At 45.6% G+C, this 18,769-nt stretch carries 17 protein-coding genes and 1 tRNA gene; 3 read left to right on the forward strand and 15 right to left on the reverse strand.

The window, feature by feature from the left end:
• Positions 1-208: 208 nt before the first annotated feature.
• The 13 genes from lysS to spoIIE form a co-directional block, all read right to left on the reverse strand.
• On the reverse strand, positions 209-1,693 hold the full coding sequence (lysS, locus tag SFC25_RS17155; RefSeq protein ID WP_411216436.1) for a lysine--tRNA ligase: 1,485 nt from the start codon (positions 1,691-1,693) through the stop codon (positions 209-211).
• A 163-nt stretch (positions 1,694-1,856) separates the two neighbouring features.
• Entirely contained in the window at positions 1,857-2,846 is a 990-nt protein-coding gene (gene dusB, locus SFC25_RS17160) for a tRNA dihydrouridine synthase DusB (protein ID WP_411216437.1), read from the reverse strand.
• A 27-nt stretch (positions 2,847-2,873) separates the two neighbouring features.
• Positions 2,874-3,371 (reverse strand): 2-amino-4-hydroxy-6-hydroxymethyldihydropteridine diphosphokinase, encoded by a 498-nt coding sequence (gene folK / locus SFC25_RS17165; RefSeq protein WP_411216438.1) that lies wholly within the window; start codon positions 3,369-3,371, stop codon positions 2,874-2,876.
• Complete coding sequence (gene folB, locus SFC25_RS17170) at positions 3,368-3,730, reverse strand: dihydroneopterin aldolase (protein ID WP_411216439.1); 363 nt, start codon at positions 3,728-3,730, stop codon at positions 3,368-3,370. Before folB ends, folK begins: the two co-directional genes overlap by 4 nt.
• 3 nt (positions 3,731-3,733) lie before the next feature.
• Complete coding sequence (gene folP, locus SFC25_RS17175) at positions 3,734-4,549, reverse strand: dihydropteroate synthase (protein WP_411216440.1); 816 nt, start codon at positions 4,547-4,549, stop codon at positions 3,734-3,736.
• A gap of 96 nt (positions 4,550-4,645) precedes the next feature.
• Complete coding sequence (cysK, locus tag SFC25_RS17180) at positions 4,646-5,572, reverse strand: cysteine synthase A (protein WP_411216477.1); 927 nt, start codon at positions 5,570-5,572, stop codon at positions 4,646-4,648.
• A gap of 85 nt (positions 5,573-5,657) precedes the next feature.
• The gene (hslO, locus tag SFC25_RS17185) at positions 5,658-6,527 is read right to left on the reverse strand and encodes an Hsp33 family molecular chaperone HslO (RefSeq protein ID WP_366248426.1); all 870 of its coding nucleotides are present in this window, start codon (positions 6,525-6,527) and stop codon (positions 5,658-5,660) included.
• Positions 6,528-6,682: 155 nt separating this feature from the next.
• Positions 6,683-8,731, reverse strand: a complete 2,049-nt coding sequence (ftsH, locus tag SFC25_RS17190) for an ATP-dependent zinc metalloprotease FtsH (protein ID WP_411216441.1) — start codon at positions 8,729-8,731, stop codon at positions 6,683-6,685.
• A 116-nt stretch (positions 8,732-8,847) separates the two neighbouring features.
• Positions 8,848-9,399: a hypoxanthine phosphoribosyltransferase gene (hpt, locus tag SFC25_RS17195; protein WP_095224721.1), complete on the reverse strand. Its 552-nt coding sequence runs from the start codon at positions 9,397-9,399 to the stop codon at positions 8,848-8,850.
• Complete coding sequence (gene tilS, locus SFC25_RS17200; RefSeq protein WP_411216442.1) at positions 9,392-10,810, reverse strand: tRNA lysidine(34) synthetase TilS; 1,419 nt, start codon at positions 10,808-10,810, stop codon at positions 9,392-9,394. Before tilS ends, hpt begins: the two co-directional genes overlap by 8 nt.
• Positions 10,811-10,871: 61 nt before the next feature.
• Positions 10,872-11,837: a protein kinase domain-containing protein gene (locus tag SFC25_RS17205; protein ID WP_411216443.1), complete on the reverse strand. Its 966-nt coding sequence runs from the start codon at positions 11,835-11,837 to the stop codon at positions 10,872-10,874.
• On the reverse strand, positions 11,767-12,501 hold the full coding sequence (locus SFC25_RS17210; RefSeq protein WP_411216444.1) for a hypothetical protein: 735 nt from the start codon (positions 12,499-12,501) through the stop codon (positions 11,767-11,769). Before SFC25_RS17210 ends, SFC25_RS17205 begins: the two co-directional genes overlap by 71 nt.
• A 63-nt stretch (positions 12,502-12,564) precedes the next feature.
• Positions 12,565-15,024 (reverse strand): stage II sporulation protein E, encoded by a 2,460-nt coding sequence (spoIIE, locus tag SFC25_RS17215; RefSeq protein WP_411216445.1) that lies wholly within the window; start codon positions 15,022-15,024, stop codon positions 12,565-12,567.
• A gap of 391 nt (positions 15,025-15,415) precedes the next feature.
• Between spoIIE and SFC25_RS17220 the strand changes: the two genes are divergently transcribed.
• Both SFC25_RS17220 and SFC25_RS17225 read left to right on the forward strand, forming a co-directional pair.
• A complete protein-coding gene (locus SFC25_RS17220) occupies positions 15,416-15,862 on the forward strand; it encodes a MarR family winged helix-turn-helix transcriptional regulator (RefSeq protein ID WP_411216446.1) in 447 nt (148 codons plus the stop codon).
• The gene (locus SFC25_RS17225) at positions 15,859-17,361 is read left to right on the forward strand and encodes a DHA2 family efflux MFS transporter permease subunit (protein WP_411216447.1); all 1,503 of its coding nucleotides are present in this window, start codon (positions 15,859-15,861) and stop codon (positions 17,359-17,361) included. The genes SFC25_RS17220 and SFC25_RS17225 overlap by 4 nt, the downstream gene beginning before the upstream one ends.
• 36 nt (positions 17,362-17,397) lie before the next feature.
• Here the strand turns inward: SFC25_RS17225 and SFC25_RS17230 are convergent, their stop codons facing one another.
• Positions 17,398-17,973: a histidine phosphatase family protein gene (locus SFC25_RS17230; RefSeq protein WP_411216478.1), complete on the reverse strand. Its 576-nt coding sequence runs from the start codon at positions 17,971-17,973 to the stop codon at positions 17,398-17,400.
• Positions 17,974-18,103: 130 nt separating this feature from the next.
• On the opposite strand from SFC25_RS17230, the gene SFC25_RS17235 reads away from it, so the two are divergent.
• A tRNA-Met gene (locus SFC25_RS17235) sits at positions 18,104-18,177 on the forward strand.
• Positions 18,178-18,319: 142 nt separating this feature from the next.
• Here SFC25_RS17235 and SFC25_RS17240 read toward each other — a convergent pair.
• On the reverse strand, positions 18,320-18,733 hold the full coding sequence (locus SFC25_RS17240; RefSeq protein WP_411216448.1) for a S1 domain-containing RNA-binding protein: 414 nt from the start codon (positions 18,731-18,733) through the stop codon (positions 18,320-18,322).
• Between the last annotated feature and the right edge of the window lie 36 nt (positions 18,734-18,769).

Raw genomic sequence — 18,769 nt, forward strand, 5'->3', positions numbered from 1 at the left:
TTGTTCTTGTTTTTCGTGTTTGCCGCTTCGTTTGAAGCAACTCTAATAATTTACCACGGATGTAATAGCATTGCAATAGTTTTTTTAAAGAAATGTTAAACTTTCTTACAAACTGTCATATTGCATTATCCCTCATTTGTTAGCATTCTATGCAGGTGCCTATATAAAGGTGAAAAGAAGAAGGGCAAAATAACCCTTCTTCTTTCTATTAGGAACGATTGCGCATCTGCGGGAACAGCAATACATCCCGGATGGACGGAGCGTTTGTCAGGAGCATGATCAGGCGATCGATACCGATACCCAATCCGCCTGTAGGCGGCATACCATACTCCAGGGACTCTAAGAAGTCCTCATCCATTTCATGTGCTTCATCATTACCTTGTTCTTTTTCTTTCATTTGTGCTTCGAAACGCTCACGCTGATCGATAGGATCGTTCAGCTCGGAGAATGCATTTCCATGCTCTCTTCCTACAATGAATACTTCAAAGCGATCCGTGAAGCGCTCGTCTTCAGGATTCTTTTTCGCCAGTGGAGAAATCTCAACCGGATGACCGTAAATGAAGGTTGGCTGGATCAGCTTGTCCTCTACGCGCTGTTCAAAGAATTCATTCACAATATGACCGAATGTCATTGTATCTTTAATATCGATGCCATTTTCCTTCGCGAGAGCTTTCGCCTCTTCGTCGCTCATATGCTTCCAGAAGTCAACACCTGTGTATTCTTTTACTGCGTCAACCATGTGCAGACGTTTCCACTTCGGTTCAAGATTGATTTCATAATCACCATAAGGAATAACCGTTTTACCTAGTACATCTTTTGCAACATGTGCAATCAGGTTCTCTGTTAATTCCATGATTGTATCCATATCCCCATACGCTTCATACAGCTCAAGCATTGTGAACTCAGGATTGTGACGTGTTGATACACCCTCGTTACGGAATACACGTCCAATTTCGTAAACCTTCTCCAACCCGCCAACGATAAGACGTTTTAGGTGAAGTTCAATAGCTATACGCATATAAAGCGGGATATCCAATGCATTGTGATGGGTAATGAACGGACGAGCTGCCGCTCCACCCGGAATGCTGTGCATCAGTGGTGTTTCTACTTCCAAGTATCCTATATCGTCCAAGTAACGGCGGATACTTTGGATGATCTTACTGCGAGTGATGAATGTTTGCTTCGATTCCGGATTCACGATCAAATCAAGGTAACGTTGACGATAACGCTGCTCAATGTCAGTCAAACCATGGAATTTATCAGGAAGCGGACGAAGTGCTTTGGAAAGGATATCAAAGGAAGTCGCCTTAACAGAAAGCTCCCCAACATTCGTTTTGAACATTACACCAGTAACACCGACGATGTCACCTAGGTCGGCACTGCTGAATAGCTCATACGCTTCGTCACCAACTTGATCTTTCCGAACATAAAGTTGGATCTGACCGCTCAAGTCCTGCAAATGGGCAAAGCCTGCTTTACCTTTACCGCGTTTCGTCATTAGACGGCCAGCAATAGTAACTTCCGCTTTCTTCTCTTCTAATTCTTCCTTACTGAAAGCATCAAATGCTGCTACCAGCTCTTCTGATTGATGTGTGCGTTCGAATCTGGCACCGAACGGATTATAACCTTGGTTCATGAGCTGTTCCATCTTATCGCGACGCACCTGCATCTGATCGTTTAATTCTTCACTCATCCTGTTCACTCCCATTTCTTCTATATTCATTATCTAACATGCTAAAAAAACTGCCAGCATGACTGGCAGTATTGTTCGTCCTCGTATAATGCGAGGCTTATCGCATTGCTACCTCGTATAAGTATAGAAAAGCAGCCATGCTGTGTCAATAAAGCACGTCCGATTAAAACATCGCCATTGAAGCTTCCGCTTGGTCTGCAAAATCATAAAGCAGCTCAGCCATGTCTTCTTTTGTCGTTGTTTCATTTATCAATTTGCGTACTTTCCCAGTACCATCCAACCCTTTTAAGTACCAGGCAGCATGCTTGCGCATTTCCATGATTGCTACTCTCTCACCTTTTAGGCGGACCAAACGTTCCATATGCAGCACACACACGTCAATCTTTTCACGAGGTTTTGGTTCCTCGAGGATTTCGCCTGTTTCCAAGTAGTGAACAGTCCTATATATCATCCACGGATCTCCAAGAGCTGCCCTTCCTATCATAACTGCATCAACACCCGTCTCCTCCAATCGCTGCTTCGCGATTTCCGGCGTTGTGATATCGCCGTTGCCGATGACAGGAATAGAAACAGATTCCTTCACTTGACGGATGATATCCCAGTTAGCAAGTCCATCATAGTGCTGCTCACGTGTACGGCCATGCAATGCGACTGCCGCTGCTCCTGCTTCTTGCAGTGCTTGTGCATTCTCTACTGCATAGATCGTACTGTCATCCCAGCCTGTCCGCATCTTAACAGTTACAGGCTTGTTGACTTCTTTTACAACTGCAGATACCAGCTCATGAATTTTTTCCGGCTGAAGCAGCCACCTGGAACCCGCCATGTTCTTGGTGATTTTTGGCGCTGGGCAGCCCATATTGATATCAATGATGTCAGCTGTTGTATTCTGATCGACAAATTTAGCAGCCTCAACCAGCGTCTCCGGATTAGCTCCGAAGATTTGAAGGCTCATTGGCTTTTCTTGTTCATCTATATAAAGCATGTTCATCGTCTTGGCGTTCCGAGTCACGATGCCGTTGTCACTGATCATTTCTGCACATACGATACCAGCTCCGAATTCTTTTACAGTCAATCGGAAAGCTGAGTTACTGATACCAGCCATCGGCGCCAATACCACTCGGTTCTTAATGGTGATATCACCGATTTTGAACAACGTCCTTACCTCCCACTTATTTTCTTACTATATATTTAAAGAACCCCATACCCTGACGCCCTGCACATCTCGAGTCGGCAATGCATCCAGCCATTCCTGCACGCTTTTCCCCTTAAGGGGCAGCTCGGCAGCTATTTCAGCCAAAGGCACTAATACAAAAGCTCGTTCATGCATGCGCGGATGGGGAAGGATAAGTTCCTCAACATTCATATTTTCATTACTATACAGCAAAATGTCAAGGTCTACCGTCCGCGGCCCCCAGCGAATGATACGCTTACGCCCTAAGTCCTGTTCGATATCTTGACAGATATGAAGCAGCTCCAATGGATCTAGATTCGTTTCCACCTCTGCCACCATGTTCAGGAACTGATCTTGGTCCTCATAGCCTACAGGGTCCGTTTCATAAACTGTTGATATCTGCTTCAGCTTAATTTCCTCGTGCTCACTCAACGTTTGAATTGCCTGCTGTAAGTATGTCTCTCTCGGGGCTATATTCGATCCGAGTGCAATCCATGCCTGATTCATAGACGCCCCCGCCGTATTTCCACCGCTACCGATTCATAATGTCCTGCAATTGGAGGGTTTGGTTTGATAACTTTCACTGTACATGCCTCCAACAGAGAGAATGAAGCAAACAATTGTTTAGCAATCTCTTCTGCCACCGCTTCTATTAAGTTCTTCGCTCGCCCTTCCACAACATCCTTGATGATCTCAAATGCTTGTCCATAATGAATCGACTGTGTCATATCATCCGATTCACCAGCTTTGCGAAGGTCCAATTCCAGTACAGCATCTACGATAAAACGCTGTCCAAGCTTATTCTCTTCCGGAAATAGACCATGATAGCCGTAAAATTGTAATTGGTTCATATATATTTTATCCATCTTTTACTCCTTTCCAACTAACGCATCCATCATTTTCACGATTCGAGCTGTCTGTTTTACTTCATGAACCCGAACCATGTGTATGCCCTTTGTAATACCAAATGCTGTCGTAGCTGCTGTTCCTTCATCCCGTTGGTCAGCTGGCAAATCAAGTACCGTGCCGATAAACCTTTTACGCGATGTACCGAGGAGGACAGGATAGCCCATTGCCGTGATTTTATCTAATTCACGCAAAGCTGACATGTTTTCATCAAAAGACTTGACAAATCCAATGCCCGGATCCAGCCATATATCCTCTCGCTTAACACCAGCATCAAGAACGATCTGGATGCTTTTCTCCAGGTCCGTAATCATATCCGGGAGCAAATCGTTATAATCCGCATTTTCCCGATTGTGCATCAAGATAATTGGCACATCCAATTGCGCTGCAACTTTCGCCATATCGGGGTCGTACTTCGCCCCCCATATATCATTGATGATCGATGCACCAGCTTTGACTGCAGCTTCCGCAGTCTCCGCCTTATACGTATCAATGGACATCGGCAAATCAACCACTTCTTTAATGGCTTTTATTGCTGGAACCACGCGCGCGATCTCTTCATCCGCAGGTACAGGTTCGTAACCTGGACGGGTGGATTCTCCGCCAATATCCAGGATATCCGCTCCCTCAGCAGCAAGCTTTTGCGCTTGCGTAACAGCAGCCTCTACATTTGTATAACTGCCTCCATCTGAAAAGGAGTCGGGTGTCACGTTAATGATTCCCATTACAAGGGTTTTCTTAGAAAGATCATATTCTTTATTGCCTATTATGCGTTTCATATAACCGTCAACCTCTCGTTCAATCTATCTTTCTAGTGTACACGAATCCATGCATAAAAAAACACCCCTGCCTATCACAGCAGGGGCATCCCGTTCTTAGTCTTCAAATTGGTATAGTGGTGTAGAGAGGTAGCGCTCACCGTTACTCGGAACAATAGCTAACACTTTCTTGCCAGCTCCTAACTCTTTGGCAACCTTCTTAGCAGCAAAGATGGCAGCTCCAGTAGAGACACCGCCAAGCAACCCTTCTTTAGCAGCTGTTTCTCTGGCAGTTGCATACGCTTCGTCATTTTCTACTTGAATGATCTCAGAGTAAATATCCGTATCCAGGATAGATGGAACAAAACCTGCACCAATACCTTGGATTTTATGCGGTCCTGGCTTCCCGCCAGATAGCACCGGGGAGCTTGCCGGTTCAACCGCGATGATGCGGATATCCTTGTTCAATTCTTTCAGAACTTGACCTACGCCTGTAATCGTACCACCTGTTCCGATACCAGCTACAAACGCATCTAGGTCGCCTCCGAATTCAGCAGCAATCTCCTTACCTGTCGTACGAGCATGAATAGCAGGGTTAGCTGCGTTCTTAAACTGCTGCGGCATGAAATAACCATGTTCCTTTTGCAATTCCTCCGCTTTCTGAATGGCACCTTTCATTCCTTCTGCACCTGGTGTCAGCACGAGCTGCGCTCCATAAGCACGCAGAAGGTTGCGTCTTTCCATACTCATCGTATCCGGCATAACAAGAATTGCTTTATAGCCTTTAATAGCTGCTACTAGAGCAAGTCCAATTCCTGTATTGCCACTTGTCGGTTCAATGATTGTGTCGCCTTGCTTCAATCTGCCATTCTCTTCAGCATCTTCAATCATTGCAAGAGCAATCCGATCTTTGACAGATCCGCCTGGGTTTTGGAATTCCAGCTTTACATAAATCTCGGCACTATCACTGTCTGCCGTGCGATTAAGCTTAACGATTGGTGTGTTTCCGATCAATTCAGAAATGGATGATGCAATTGCCATGATTATTCCCCCTAATTCCCACTAATTTAATTGGATTTATTTAACTGTAAGCAAAATATCGCCAAAAGTCAAACCAAATGAGATGGGTTTATCGAAGCAGTGCTTTCAATTCATCTTCCGTAAACGTATACGTTTCATTACAGAAGTGGCAGTTCGCTTCCGCACCGTGATCTTCATCGATCATTGCTTGGATCTCTTCGTTTCCAAGACTCTTAATTGCATTCTGGATGCGGTCTTTTGAGCACTGACAAGTAAAGCTGACCGGCATAGTGTCCAGGAAGTTGATATTTTCTTCCCCTATCAGCTTCTCAAGAATTTGCTCAGGTGTATTTCCTTCTCTGATCAATGTGGAAATAGGAGCAATAGAGCTGATCCGCTCTTCCAATTGCGTAATGATTGTATCATCCGCTCCCGGCAGAACTTGCAGAATAAATCCGCCAGCAGCGAGGATGGTATGATCCGGATTAACCAATACACCTGCACCTACCGCCGAAGGCACCTGTTCGGAGTTAGCGAAGTAATACGTGAAGTCTTCTCCAATCTCTCCAGAAACAATCGGTACTTGACCAGTAAACATTTCTTTCAGACCAAGATCCTTTGCTACACTCAATGTTCCAACAGTACCTACAGCACGTGAAACATCCAGTTTACCGATGGAGTTCAATTCAAAGTCGACATGCGGATTCGTGATATATCCTCTCACTTCACCTTTTGCATTACTATCTACAATAATAGGTCCGACTGGTCCGTCGCCTTCCACCTTTACTGTCAGCTTGTCTTCTCCTTTGAGCATCACGCCCATCATCGTACTTATTGTCAGCGTACGTCCAAGCGCTGCCGATGCGGTTGCCCATGTATCATGACGGCGGCGTGCTTCTTCCACTAATTCTGTTGATTGTATTGCATAAGCACGGATATTACCGTTAAATCCTGTCGCTTTAATTAAATAATCACCCATAAGAGCAATGTCACTCCTTCTATATATATCGACCATATCGGCCTATTTTTTCCACAAGGTATTGCTTATCTTATCATAATCCTGCAGGTAAATCCTTTTATATGTTTACTATACCCAAACAGAGAAAAAGGCCTCCCAAAAGGAGACCTTTTCTTTTATGCTTTTGGACGATTATCTGAATCATCATTTGTTCGCGGATTTTCCTCAGGTATACCTGACTGATCCGGCGATTTGGAAACATCTTCGTCGATAGCTGTGTCATCAGACGGAGCTGCTCCATTTTCTTCCTGCGGCTGAATTGTGACAGTTACATCGTCATCACTATCCTTCAGCAGGCTTGTTTTCTTCTCTGATTTGCTGCGTTCAGCGGCAATCTCATCCTCTGTAGGAAGGCGTCCTTTATCAAACAATGTTTGAATTTGGAAAGCATCCAATGTTTCGATCTCAAGGAGTGTCTGGGCAATAAGCTCAAGCTTCTCTTTGTTTTCAGTAAGAATCTGCTTCGCACGTGCATAACACTGATTGATGAAGCTCTGTACTTCCTGATCGATCTCATAGGCGATTGCTTCACTGTATGTTTGTTCATTCTGAATGTCACGGCCGAGGAATACATTGCCGCCGCTGCTTGTGAACTGCAACGGTCCGATCTTGTCACTCATACCGTATTCAGTAACCATCTTACGAGCAATAGCTGTTGCGCGCTGGAAGTCATTATGTGCTCCGGTACTTACTTCACCGAAGATGACTTCTTCTGCTACACGTCCGCCGAGCAATCCGGTAATCTTATCAAGCAACTCCGGCTTGGTCATGAAATAGCGGTCTTCTCTTGGAAGCATGACAGCATAACCGCCAGCTTGGCCTCGAGGAACAATAGTAACCTTATGCACCATATCTGCATCATCAAGCACCATACCGATAACGGTATGTCCGCTCTCGTGATAAGCAACGATATTGCGTTCTTTCTTGGAGATAACGCGGCTTTTCTTCGCCGGACCTGCAATGACACGGTCGATTGCTTCATCAACGTCGGCCATGATGATTTGTTTACGGTCACTGCGCGCAGCTACAAGTGCCGCTTCATTCAACAGGTTCTCCAAATCCGCTCCGGAGAATCCTGGAGTACGCATCGCGATCGTGCGCAGATTAACGGACTCATCAAGCGGTTTGTTGCGGGCATGTACCTTCAAGACCGCTTCACGTCCGCCTAGGTCAGGGCGGTCAACTGTAATCTGACGGTCGAAACGGCCTGGACGAAGAAGGGCTGGGTCAAGAATATCAGCACGGTTTGTTGCGGCAATGATGATGATTCCTTCATTAGCACCGAAACCATCCATTTCAACAAGCAATTGGTTCAACGTCTGCTCACGCTCATCGTGACCGCCGCCTAAACCAGCTCCACGCTGACGTCCAACTGCATCAATCTCATCAATGAAGATGATACAAGGTGCGTTTTTCTTCGCATTTTCAAACAAATCACGTACACGGGATGCACCGACCCCTACAAACATCTCCACAAAGTCCGAACCACTTATAGAGAAGAATGGTACGCCTGCTTCTCCCGCTACCGCACGAGCAAGCAATGTTTTACCTGTACCCGGAGGTCCCACAAGCAGGACACCTTTCGGAATACGTGCTCCTACAGCAGAGAATTTGCGAGGATCTTTAAGGAAGTCAACAACTTCGACAAGCTCCTGCTTCTCTTCGTCAGCTCCGGCTACATCACGGAACTTCACTTTTTTCTTCTCTTCATTGTACATCTTCGCTTTGCTCTTACCGAAGTTCATGACACGGCTGCCTCCGCCTTGTGCCTGGCTCATGAAGAACAAGAAGATTAGTACAAGCAGCAAGATAGGGAAGAGGGTTGTCAAAAGAGTCTGCCAGAAGCTTGGCTGCGGCTCTTCATCTGCATTCATCTCAACGCCTTGGTCTTGTGCAGTTGTCAGAATATCACTCATCAGCTGTTCATTCTGAGGAATCTCAGTCTGGAACTGTGTGTTATCCTCCGTCTCGCCTCGTACCGTATAGATATTGTTAGTAGGCTGGACGGTCATGCTTTGTATATCACCACTCTCAAGCGTGGTTCTAAATTTGTTGATGTCATACTGTTCGATTTCGTTCGTCTGATTCTTGAATAAGTTGATCACACCGATAATGACTACAAATATGATTATAACCATTAAGGTATTGCGGAACACTTTGCTCATTGCCTACCTCCTCCCAAACGAGAAAACTATAGTAAATACTACCATATGCAAAACCTGCTATACAACTAAATACCCTTTACCTTATGTAAAAGGAAGACGATCCATACCGGTACCGATTATTCGGTACGGGCGCCGCCATATACTTCCGGTTTCAAAACACCGATATACGGCAAATTGCGATATTTCTCTTGATAATCCAAACCATACCCGACAACGAATTCATTTGGCACACGGAAACCGACCAAGTCCGCCTGGATCTTCGCCGTACGTCCTGAAGGCTTATCAAGAAGCGTGACGATTTTTATCGACTTCGCTTTCCGGTATTTAAACAAATCAACCAGATAGCTCAAAGTAAGACCACTATCGATGATATCCTCGATGATCAAAAGGTCTCTGCCTTCGACTTTCGTATCCAAGTCCTTGACGATCTTCACTTCACCAGAAGATGTCATGCCGCCGCCATAGCTGGACACATCCATAAAATCCATCTCCAAATGTGTATCCATATGACGAAGTACATCGGACATGAACGGAAGGGCGCCCTTCAATACGCCGATAGCCAGCGGGAAGGAATCTTTGTATTCCTCTGTAAGCTGCTTCCCGATTTCAGCGCACTTCGCTTCAATCTCTTCCTTCGTAATCAGTACTTTCTCAATCTCATCATGCATTGCTCGGTCCTCCTGTTTGTTCCCCTTTTTTCGCTTGGTAGCACAGACGCAAATAGCTGCCTGATTCTCCTGTTGTTCTGCCTGTTTCCCCTTTTCTTAAACCGATAAGCCATAAAATGGTGCCAGTCGCATCCTCCACAATCGGCCAGTCCCGCCTTTTAACAGCCGGAATTTTTTCATCAATGAAAATATCTTTTACTTTTTTCGTCCCTCTCATTCCGCGAAGCTTCATTTTATCGCCATTTTTCCTTGTGCGGACCCGCAAAGGCAAAGTAACATCCGCTAGGGGCAGTACGAAGACATGGGAACCGTTTTCGGTTGAGTGTGGGGTAAAAGAAGCCGTTAATAGAGATCCATCAGGTAACGTGACGCATCCGGGAGCGTGAAATGTATAGTGGAATAAGTCCTTTGCCTCATTACGGAATGAAGCCGTCATCTGGCTATAGGACTTTGTCAGTTGTAATCCTGCCGGAAAATCTAAAGAGCTGTTTGCTTTAGAGCTAGCTATCAGTTCAAAGAACTGCGCTTCGTGCCGATGGTGCAAGTCCACCGGAAGCGCTTGATACAGATACATCAATATTAGATGATACACTCTTCTTTGTAAAGCAATCGGGTATGTAAGAAATCGGTCTATTTCAAAGGCTGCCGCCTGTTTCGCGGCGTCGTATTCCACCACTTCTGCAAACATCTCTGCTGCTTGTCCTTCCAGATAAGCTTCATCTGCTTTTAGCGCTTCGCTAAAGCGCTGCGCATGCTGATGGAATGTCGGAAATTCTGTTTTTATCGGCTCCAAAACACGATGCCGGAAGAAATTTCGCGTATAGTCTTCTGTAGCATTGGACGGATCAATACGATATGGTATGTCATGCTGTTCACAATATTGTTGAATTTGTGCTTTGCTGCACGACAGCATCGGACGGATTAATTCTCCGCCAGCGAATGGCCGCCTGATATCCATGCCGCTGACTGCAGCGGGATTAGAACCGCGTGCCAGCCGCATCAGGATAGTTTCTGCCTGATCGTCACCATGATGGGCTAGAAACAAAGCATCTGCTCCATATCGTTCCATGCACTCCTCAAAATAACGGTAGCGCATGTCCCTTGCTGCAACCTGGGTGCTCTGCTGATGTGCTTCCTTCCACCCCGGGACATCCAATGTTACAGCTTCAGATACAATTCCCCAATTTTCGCATGTTTCTTTCACGAATACCGTGTCCAACCTGGATTCCTCGCCCCGCAAACCATGGTCGACACTCAAGGCGATGATATGCCAATTTTGCCGCTGCTTTTGTTCCTTCAGAAAATGGAGCAGTGCCATTGAATCAGGACCGCCAGATACACCAACCAGGATAGTCGTACCTTTTTTCCATATATCATGTTTGTCCATAAATGCTGTCACAGTCTGTTCCATTTACGTCATCCTTATGTAGTTGCTGCTTTTATCGTACCACTTATACAGCAAGACAAAAAGTTTATTGCAGCAGATAAAGCACATAGCAAGCAATACCATAAACACTTAGCACGATACACTCACCTAAACCAGTCTTGCGTTGACTGCTCTTCGCCACTCGGGAAGGTATTGCTGGCGGAACAGGGACATTCTTCTTCATAAGATGTTTCACCAGATCCTGTTTCATTGCGGCGCTGTCTGTATATTTTCCTGCCAATGCCTTTTCCAGGATTGGCCGCAGCTTCCCGGTTCGGGAGAGCACCTGCTTTATGGCCGCTTTAGGTGTATCTCCTTTAGGAAATCTACCTCCATTCATAACTTCCAGGGCCGTCATAGCAAGTGCGAATAAATCATATGTCGGTTCTGCTTTCCGGCTTCCCATACCCCAGTGGCCTCGGTCATAAAACTCGGTGTATTCCTTGATTGCACGTCCTGTCTGTGTTGTTCCCCCTACATCCACCCAACGGAGACGGATAGGGTTTTCACTAACAACAAGATTATCAAGCTTCAGATCACCGAAAACCCAGCCTGCCTGATGAAGATGATCCAAATCATCCAGCAACCCCAGCAGCAATACTGGGAGCCATTCCGACCCTTTTGCCTTTATGTACGCATCCAGTCTGCTGCCCTGAATATATTCCATCACATAAAAGGTATACAGTTTACCACTTGGACTGACATAGTCATCGGTATCAAACAAACAAGGTCCGAGGAAATGTCCCTGGACCTTTTTCAGCGATTGCAGTACATTCATTTCCATCGTCATAGAGGTACGCTTTTCACTGATTTTCAAGGCGGCATCGACGCCGTTTCTTTTTGTCAGATAAACTGTGCCGATTGCCCCGCTGCCAAGTTTTCGTATCAGCGGATAGGTCCCATTATGCCATTTGCCCGACAAACGGACTCCAGGCTGGAAATCAGCTGCCGAATTCTTCATATTCAGCAATCCCATCTGTGCGCTTTGGCAGTGATTGGCGACTGAATTCATGAATTGCTTCCCGCAGCGCAGGCCCTGTCGGTGTGACTCCGCCTGTAGCAAGCTTCAGAAAAACAGAAGACACGTTTTCCAACCGCTCCGTCCACTCCATTACTTTGACAGCAGGGTCCCTTTTCCCAGGAAAACCAAGTATGGCAAACTTATTATTGCCAAGGCGTGCATTCATACTAATTGAAAGATCGATCAGGGCTTCCTTCACGACAGGAAGTTTATGGTGCATGCTGGCACTCGTATCTACCAGGATAAGCACCTCCAGATTAGCCGTTTCGCTTATTTCTTCCACGACCTCCAGTACATCCCCTCTTTTTTCCGGCGGCAAATCGTCCAATGTATTGCCAGGTCCTAAGATTTGCTTTAGTTCCCGATTAACGACCCCCTCGATCGTCTGGGTCATAGCCTGTTTTGTCACCATTTGCACAGTCTCTGTCAAAGCTTGCTTATAGATTAACTGGCTGACACCGCCTCCGGCTTTTGCGATGTTCTCCACTTCCTCGAGACTAAGCGAATGTTCTGTATGCCCTTCTTCCAGAATACCGATTACATTTACCGTAATATGTTGGGCATAAGCCAAGGCAGCGACCGCTGCTGGGTCTTCCCCGCGGTTGGAGCATCCATCTGTGATAAGCAGGATCTGTTTCAGCGTACTCGGTTTCATCGTCATCCCTCTTCTCCATTCGTTATCTCCATCTTCGACCGGAAAAAGAGATAATATACGTTCCTATGCCTCCTTCACTTTGTTTTTATAAGTAGGAATGGACGCCCATTCGGGCATGTTGCGATCAATAGCTGCCACCATGACAGTCATGTCATCCTCTATCTCTCCTGCGCGGTGGCGAACAACCTCTTCCAGGAGCAAATCAGCCATCTCCTGCGGTACGGTTGTATTCATCTCCTTGATCTTCCGTTTCAGCCAGATATCGGTGTTTTCCACATGCCGCGGCGCTTCGAAGATTCCGTCACTCATCATGACGAGCAAGTCCCCGGGCTGCAGCTGCTCCTGGACGACGTCCACCTCCAAATCTTGTACAATGCCGATCGGTAAGTTGCCAGACTCTATTTTAAGGACCTGATCACCGCGTTTAATGAAGCTTGGTGTCGATCCGATTTTAAGGAATTGGACTGCTGCATCATGCAGATCGATGACTGCCAGATCCAATGTCGCGAATATCTCTTCGTTGGAGCGGAGCGAGAGGATGGAATTGATTGATTTGATCGCCACTTCTTCCCTGATCCCCGACTGCAGGATCTGCTGAAGCAGCCGTAATGTCTCGGTGCTTTCCTCATGTGCTCTGTCTCCATTGCCCATACCATCACTGATTGCGATCGCGTACTTGCCCGCCCCTAGTTCGATTGTGGAGAAACTATCTCCCGACACGAACCCCCCACCTTTTGCTGCATGTGCAACACCTGTATCCACGACGAATTTCTTAATAGAAGAGAACGCCAAGAAACAGGACTTATCCGGAAACGGTGCTATCTCTTCCTTCGTTACCACAACAGTCTCCCCCAGAATGTCGGATAAAATAGGACCAATCAGTTTCTGCCCCTCGCCATGATATCCCTGTATGGATACATGCATTTCAATATCAATACTTCCTTTTGTCAGGGAGAACACATCCAGCTTATCCACGACTAAGCCAGCCGCCCGCAATGCAGCCATCATTTCTACCTCTTGATGTTCATGATTTTCCTTCTCCTTGACGATTTCTTTTGCGAAGTCGCCCATCACCTCAGATACACCATTAAGTTGATCGGCAACAAAGCGGCGGCTTTCCTGTACTTGCCGCCGCAGCATTTGATTCGCTTGGTGGAAACTCAGCTCATGCTTCATCGTTTCAATCACTTTCTTGGATTTTACGCAGTGGGATTCCAGATTCCGCTCCAGCAGCTTATTCGGCGGCCCGCCATCCTCCATATCTTCCTTCAGACTTTCCATTAATTGATAGGTTCGGTCAAACTGCTGTGCCCCCCAGCAGCGATCCTTTTTAAAGCAAAGCTGACACGTCTGTTCGGTCACATTCCCAAGCAGAAAATCAGTCTCGCGATTCCGCACATCTTCCGCCTCCCGGTCCGGTGTGGCGAAGCTTTTTGCCAATGCATCAAATACATTGGAAAACTGCTGTACGCGATTAGCCGTAACATCACGTACTTTTTGCAGATATTGCTCCTGTTCCTGACTGTGCTCAGCAGTGCCGGGAACAAAACGGGACATACGCCGGATCCAGCTGTCCGGCGTCAAAACGAGAAGCAGAATGCTGATGGCAGAGGCAAGCAACGATGGATACACCTCCTGCATGCCCTGCTCCTGCCCATACACGCCGATAAGTAATGTTCCTATTATAAGACCTATGCTCACTCCGAATTTCTTTCCATCTTTCAATAAGCCGCCAAGCAAACCAGCAAAAGCCAAGAGGCTCATCTCATAGAGACTGGCAACATTTGCGAGACTAAGGATCAAGCCGGCAACCACCCCCACAGTCGAACCCATCGCCGCACCGCCGATCAAGGCAAGCAGCAATACGAAGTAGCGGGAGAATATCTGCTCGACTCCTGCCCCTTGGATTTGCCAGCCGATCGTACCGGTCAGTACCGAAGCAAGCAAAATGATCAAGCAGACTATCTCTTCATTCTTTAATGCCGGATAATATCTTTTTATGGATAATAACGGAATGCTCTGCATAAAGATGATAAAGAGTACAGAACCAAGAATTCCTTCGACACCGATCATCATCCAGTCAAAGCTGGACAAGGTGCTTTCATAAGAAAGTGCCAGCATCCTGGGGAGGGAACTTGCCAGAAAGACGAGTACAGCCATGACCCGGATTTGATGCGGTATTTTCTTACATATCATGGCTAGGAAATATAGGACGAATGCTGCCCCTGCTATATATAGTCCATGTGTCCAATGATAAGTACTTGCCCCAGCTACAGTTGCCAATGTGATTGGTACCATCCTTTTTCTTCTTGTCAGCCAGATCGACGCCAGGAATGCGGCTGCAAATGGAGACACAGTGGTCAGTACGACAGCCCGTCCCAGCAAGAAGCCTACTAAAGCCAAAAGCCACGCCTTCTCTATCAATAGAAGTTTCGCCAGATCAAACCCCTTCTTCTTCCAACTATCCAACCGCTTCTGTTCCACTCCATAGATGCCCCATTTCTTTCTTGATACTGTCTCCATTTCATTGAACACTCCTATCCTCATATTTGCCGAGGCTCTGTGTACATACTATGGCAACCCCCGGGACAAACTCTTATTTGAATAAAGTCATTTAACCACATCCTGAATTCACAATTTGTCAAAAGAACCGAGCCAGACCTAAAAACATTTCGACTTAATCCCATACCTTCTCACCGCCTTCAACACAGCTTGGACAGCATCAGCTTTTTTGCGGCAATTTTCCCTGTCGTATTAGCCTCGAGTTCCGTAAGTCTTGTCAGAAAACTTTTATTTTTTATAGGAAGCGTTTTCCATAAAACTTCGATATTGCATTTTTAAAAAAGAGGAGTAGAATAGTTCCTACTGAAACAGTTCGCATGCGAACTATTTTTTTGTTGAGGGGATGACAACTTTGACTGATGAGGAAAAAATCAGCCAAGTGATCCAATCGTTTCGATGTCTGAATCAAGCTTTCCATAAGCAGTTTTGGCATAATGCTGATCAATTGGGTGTGACTGTCGTTCAGCTGCACATCCTGAAAGTATTAGCGGACGAGCCTGGAACTGGCTTGAATGATCTTGCCCACAAGGTGAATGCAAGCAAGAGTACAGTCAGCGAAACGGTTGAAAGGCTTGTACAAGCTGAATTGGTGAAACGGGAGCGCTCGACACACGACCGCCGCGCAATCGTTCTGTCTCTGACTCCAAAGGGACTGGAGCAGAAAAAGACAGCCTACCGAACCTATTTGCAAAGATTGGGGAACATTTCAGACTTTAGCACGGAAGAAGTTGAGACATTATTGTCCCTTCACAGCCGATTGCTAACAAAGATTACAACTCAAGGAGATGAAACAACATGAAAGATCGTTCCGCCTATGTTAATCCGGAAACATTAACCAGAGGCCCGATCGTCGCTATCTTGGTTTTAGGTGCTTTCGTAGCTATCCTGAACCAGACACTGATGAACATCGCGTTACCTGTCATGATGGTGGATTTGGATATAGAAGAAAACTCAGCTCAATGGCTGACAACAGCATTTATGCTCGTAAACGGTATCTTAATTCCTATCACCGCCTTCTTTATGGAAAGATTCACAACTCGTAAGCTATTTATCACCGCAATGAGCCTGTTCGCGATCGGAACACTTATTTGCGGAGTCGGACCTGACTTTACAACAATCCTGATTGGACGTATTGTACAAGCAGCCGGCGCTGGTATCATGATGCCATTACTATTCAATACAGTATTAAGCCTGTACCCAATCGAAAAACGAGGCAGTGCAATGGGTGTCATCGGTCTAGCGATGATGTTCGCACCTGCAATCGGACCTACTCTATCAGGTTTTGTAGTTGAGCATGTATCATGGAGATGGTTATTCTTCATCATTTTGCCGATTGCTATCATCGATATCATTCTTGCAGTATTCATCCTGCGAAATGTAACAAAAACACAGAAATCAACAGTTGATGTGTTATCCGTCATCCTTTCTACTATCGGATTCGGCGGCTTGCTATACGGATTCAGTGTTGCCGGAGATAAAGGCTGGGATTCCGCACCTGTAATCTCTACACTTGTAGTAGGTGGAATATCCTTGATCATCTTTATCATCCGTCAATTGACAATCAAAAAACCAATGCTCGAATTCCGTGTATTCAGATACTGGATGTTCTCTCTATCGACTACAATCAATGTCGTTATTACAATGGCTATGTTTGCAGCGATGCTATTGATTCCGATTTTCACACAGAATATGCTTGGTTATTCACCGCTTAAATCAGGTCTTTTGCTATTGCCTGGTGCATTGGTTTCTGCGATCATGTCACCAATCACTGGTAAATTGTTCGATAAAATCGGTGCTCGTCCGCTTGCATTGATCGGACTATTGATTACCACAATCACAACATACTTCCTAAGTACGTTGACTATTGATACAACTTACACATATATGATGACTGTCTATACCTTCCGTATGATCGGGGTATCCATGGTTATGATGCCAATTATGACAGCTGGTTTGAATCAGCTTCCTAAACGGTATTACGCTCACGGTACTGCAATGGCGAACACACTTCGTCAAATGGCCGGCGCAATTGGTACTGCCTTGCTAGTTACCGTATTCTCTACTCAAACAAAAGAACACGTTACAGACATGATGACTTCTGGCACACCGCAGCAGCAAGCTACCTTGCTCGGTTCCATAGAAGGTATCAATGATGCTTTCTGGATTGCTACCCTTATCGCAGCTGTCGGTTTCATCCTTTCCTTCTTCCTGAAAAAGGTTCGCCCTGCAGATGAGATTGAACAGGAACAATCCACAGCTACAACAACACCGATCGGAAAACCTTCCGAAACGCATTAATAGAAAAAGCTGCATCCTTAATGGATGCAGCTTTTTTTATATATTGGCCAGATGTTCGGAAAGGTTATAATCATGGACCTTCCATTTTTCTTCGATAAACTGGATATTGCTCAAGCAAGCGTTGACTAGATGCGTATTCTCTGTATCGATTTCTCCATTAGAAATAGTAGATAGGATGGCTGATATGACGGCTCCATGACAGACGAGCAGCACCTTTTTATCACCATACTTTGCATTCACTTCCTGCAATGCGAGCATGACACGTTCTACTAAGTCATCCCATGATTCCATACCAGGAAAGTCCCAGCTAGGGTACTTCACTTCCCGCTCTGCTCTTGTAAGCCCCTCTGCTTCGCCAAAACCTCTTTCAACAAAACCCTCCATCTCGACAAGCGGCAGCTGTAATGCTTCATTAAGAATATCTGCTGTCTTTCTCGCCCGTTTCATAGGGCTTGCTATGATCAGGTCAAAATCACTTCCTGCCAGATAGTCACGAGTAGCTTGTGCCTGCCTGATTCCTCTTTCATTCAATGGAATATCTGTACTTCCCTGTACTTTCCCTTGCTTATTCCAATCCGTTTCGCCATGTCTGACAAGACAAATCATTCTGATCCCCTCCCCTAATCTATAGCATTACTATACCGTATTTTTCCTGTCAGCCGATACCGAAAAATTTATTGTTGACATATAGTCCAGGCTATTGTATTATATTCCTTGTGCTTCTAATCAATTCATTTAATATGGCGGTGTAGCTCAGCTGGCTAGAGCGTACGGTTCATACCCGTGAGGTCGGGGGTTCGATCCCCTCCGCCGCTATCCCTAAACAAGGAATGCAAATTGCATTCCTTGTTTTTTTATATAAATTTGCATAAAAAAATCGGATGCTATAAAAGCATCCGATTCATTATTTTATATCCAAGATTTGCATTTTTATCAAATCCCAATATAGACAGCAAGTTCAACCTTTTTTAGCGCCTCTGCCACCACGTTTAGATTCTGTGTGTTTTTTAAGGGACGCAAGACGGTCCTCTGAATCCTTCAAGAAGCGATTCATTTTTGCTTCAAAGGTTTCGGTACGCTCACGATGACCGCCATGTCCGGAACCTCTGTTGTTGTTATTACGACGTGCTGGTGGCGGATTATCTTTCGCTTTCTTGATTGAAAGTCCAATCTTTCCGTCCTTTTCATTAATGACTTTGACTGTGATCATATCACCAACAGACAAATGTTCATTAATGTCTTTCACGTAATTATCGGCAACTTCACTAATATGCACTAGACCAGTAGAACCTCCTGGCAGTTCTACGAATGCGCCAAAATTAGTAATTCCCGTTACCTTACCCTGATACTTGCTGCCTACTTCAATTGACATAAAAAAAATGCTCCTCCTTAAAGTTTGAAAGAAATA

This window comes from Terribacillus saccharophilus (assembly GCF_046592595.1).
Classification (GTDB): domain Bacteria; phylum Bacillota; class Bacilli; order Bacillales; family Amphibacillaceae; genus Terribacillus; species Terribacillus saccharophilus_C.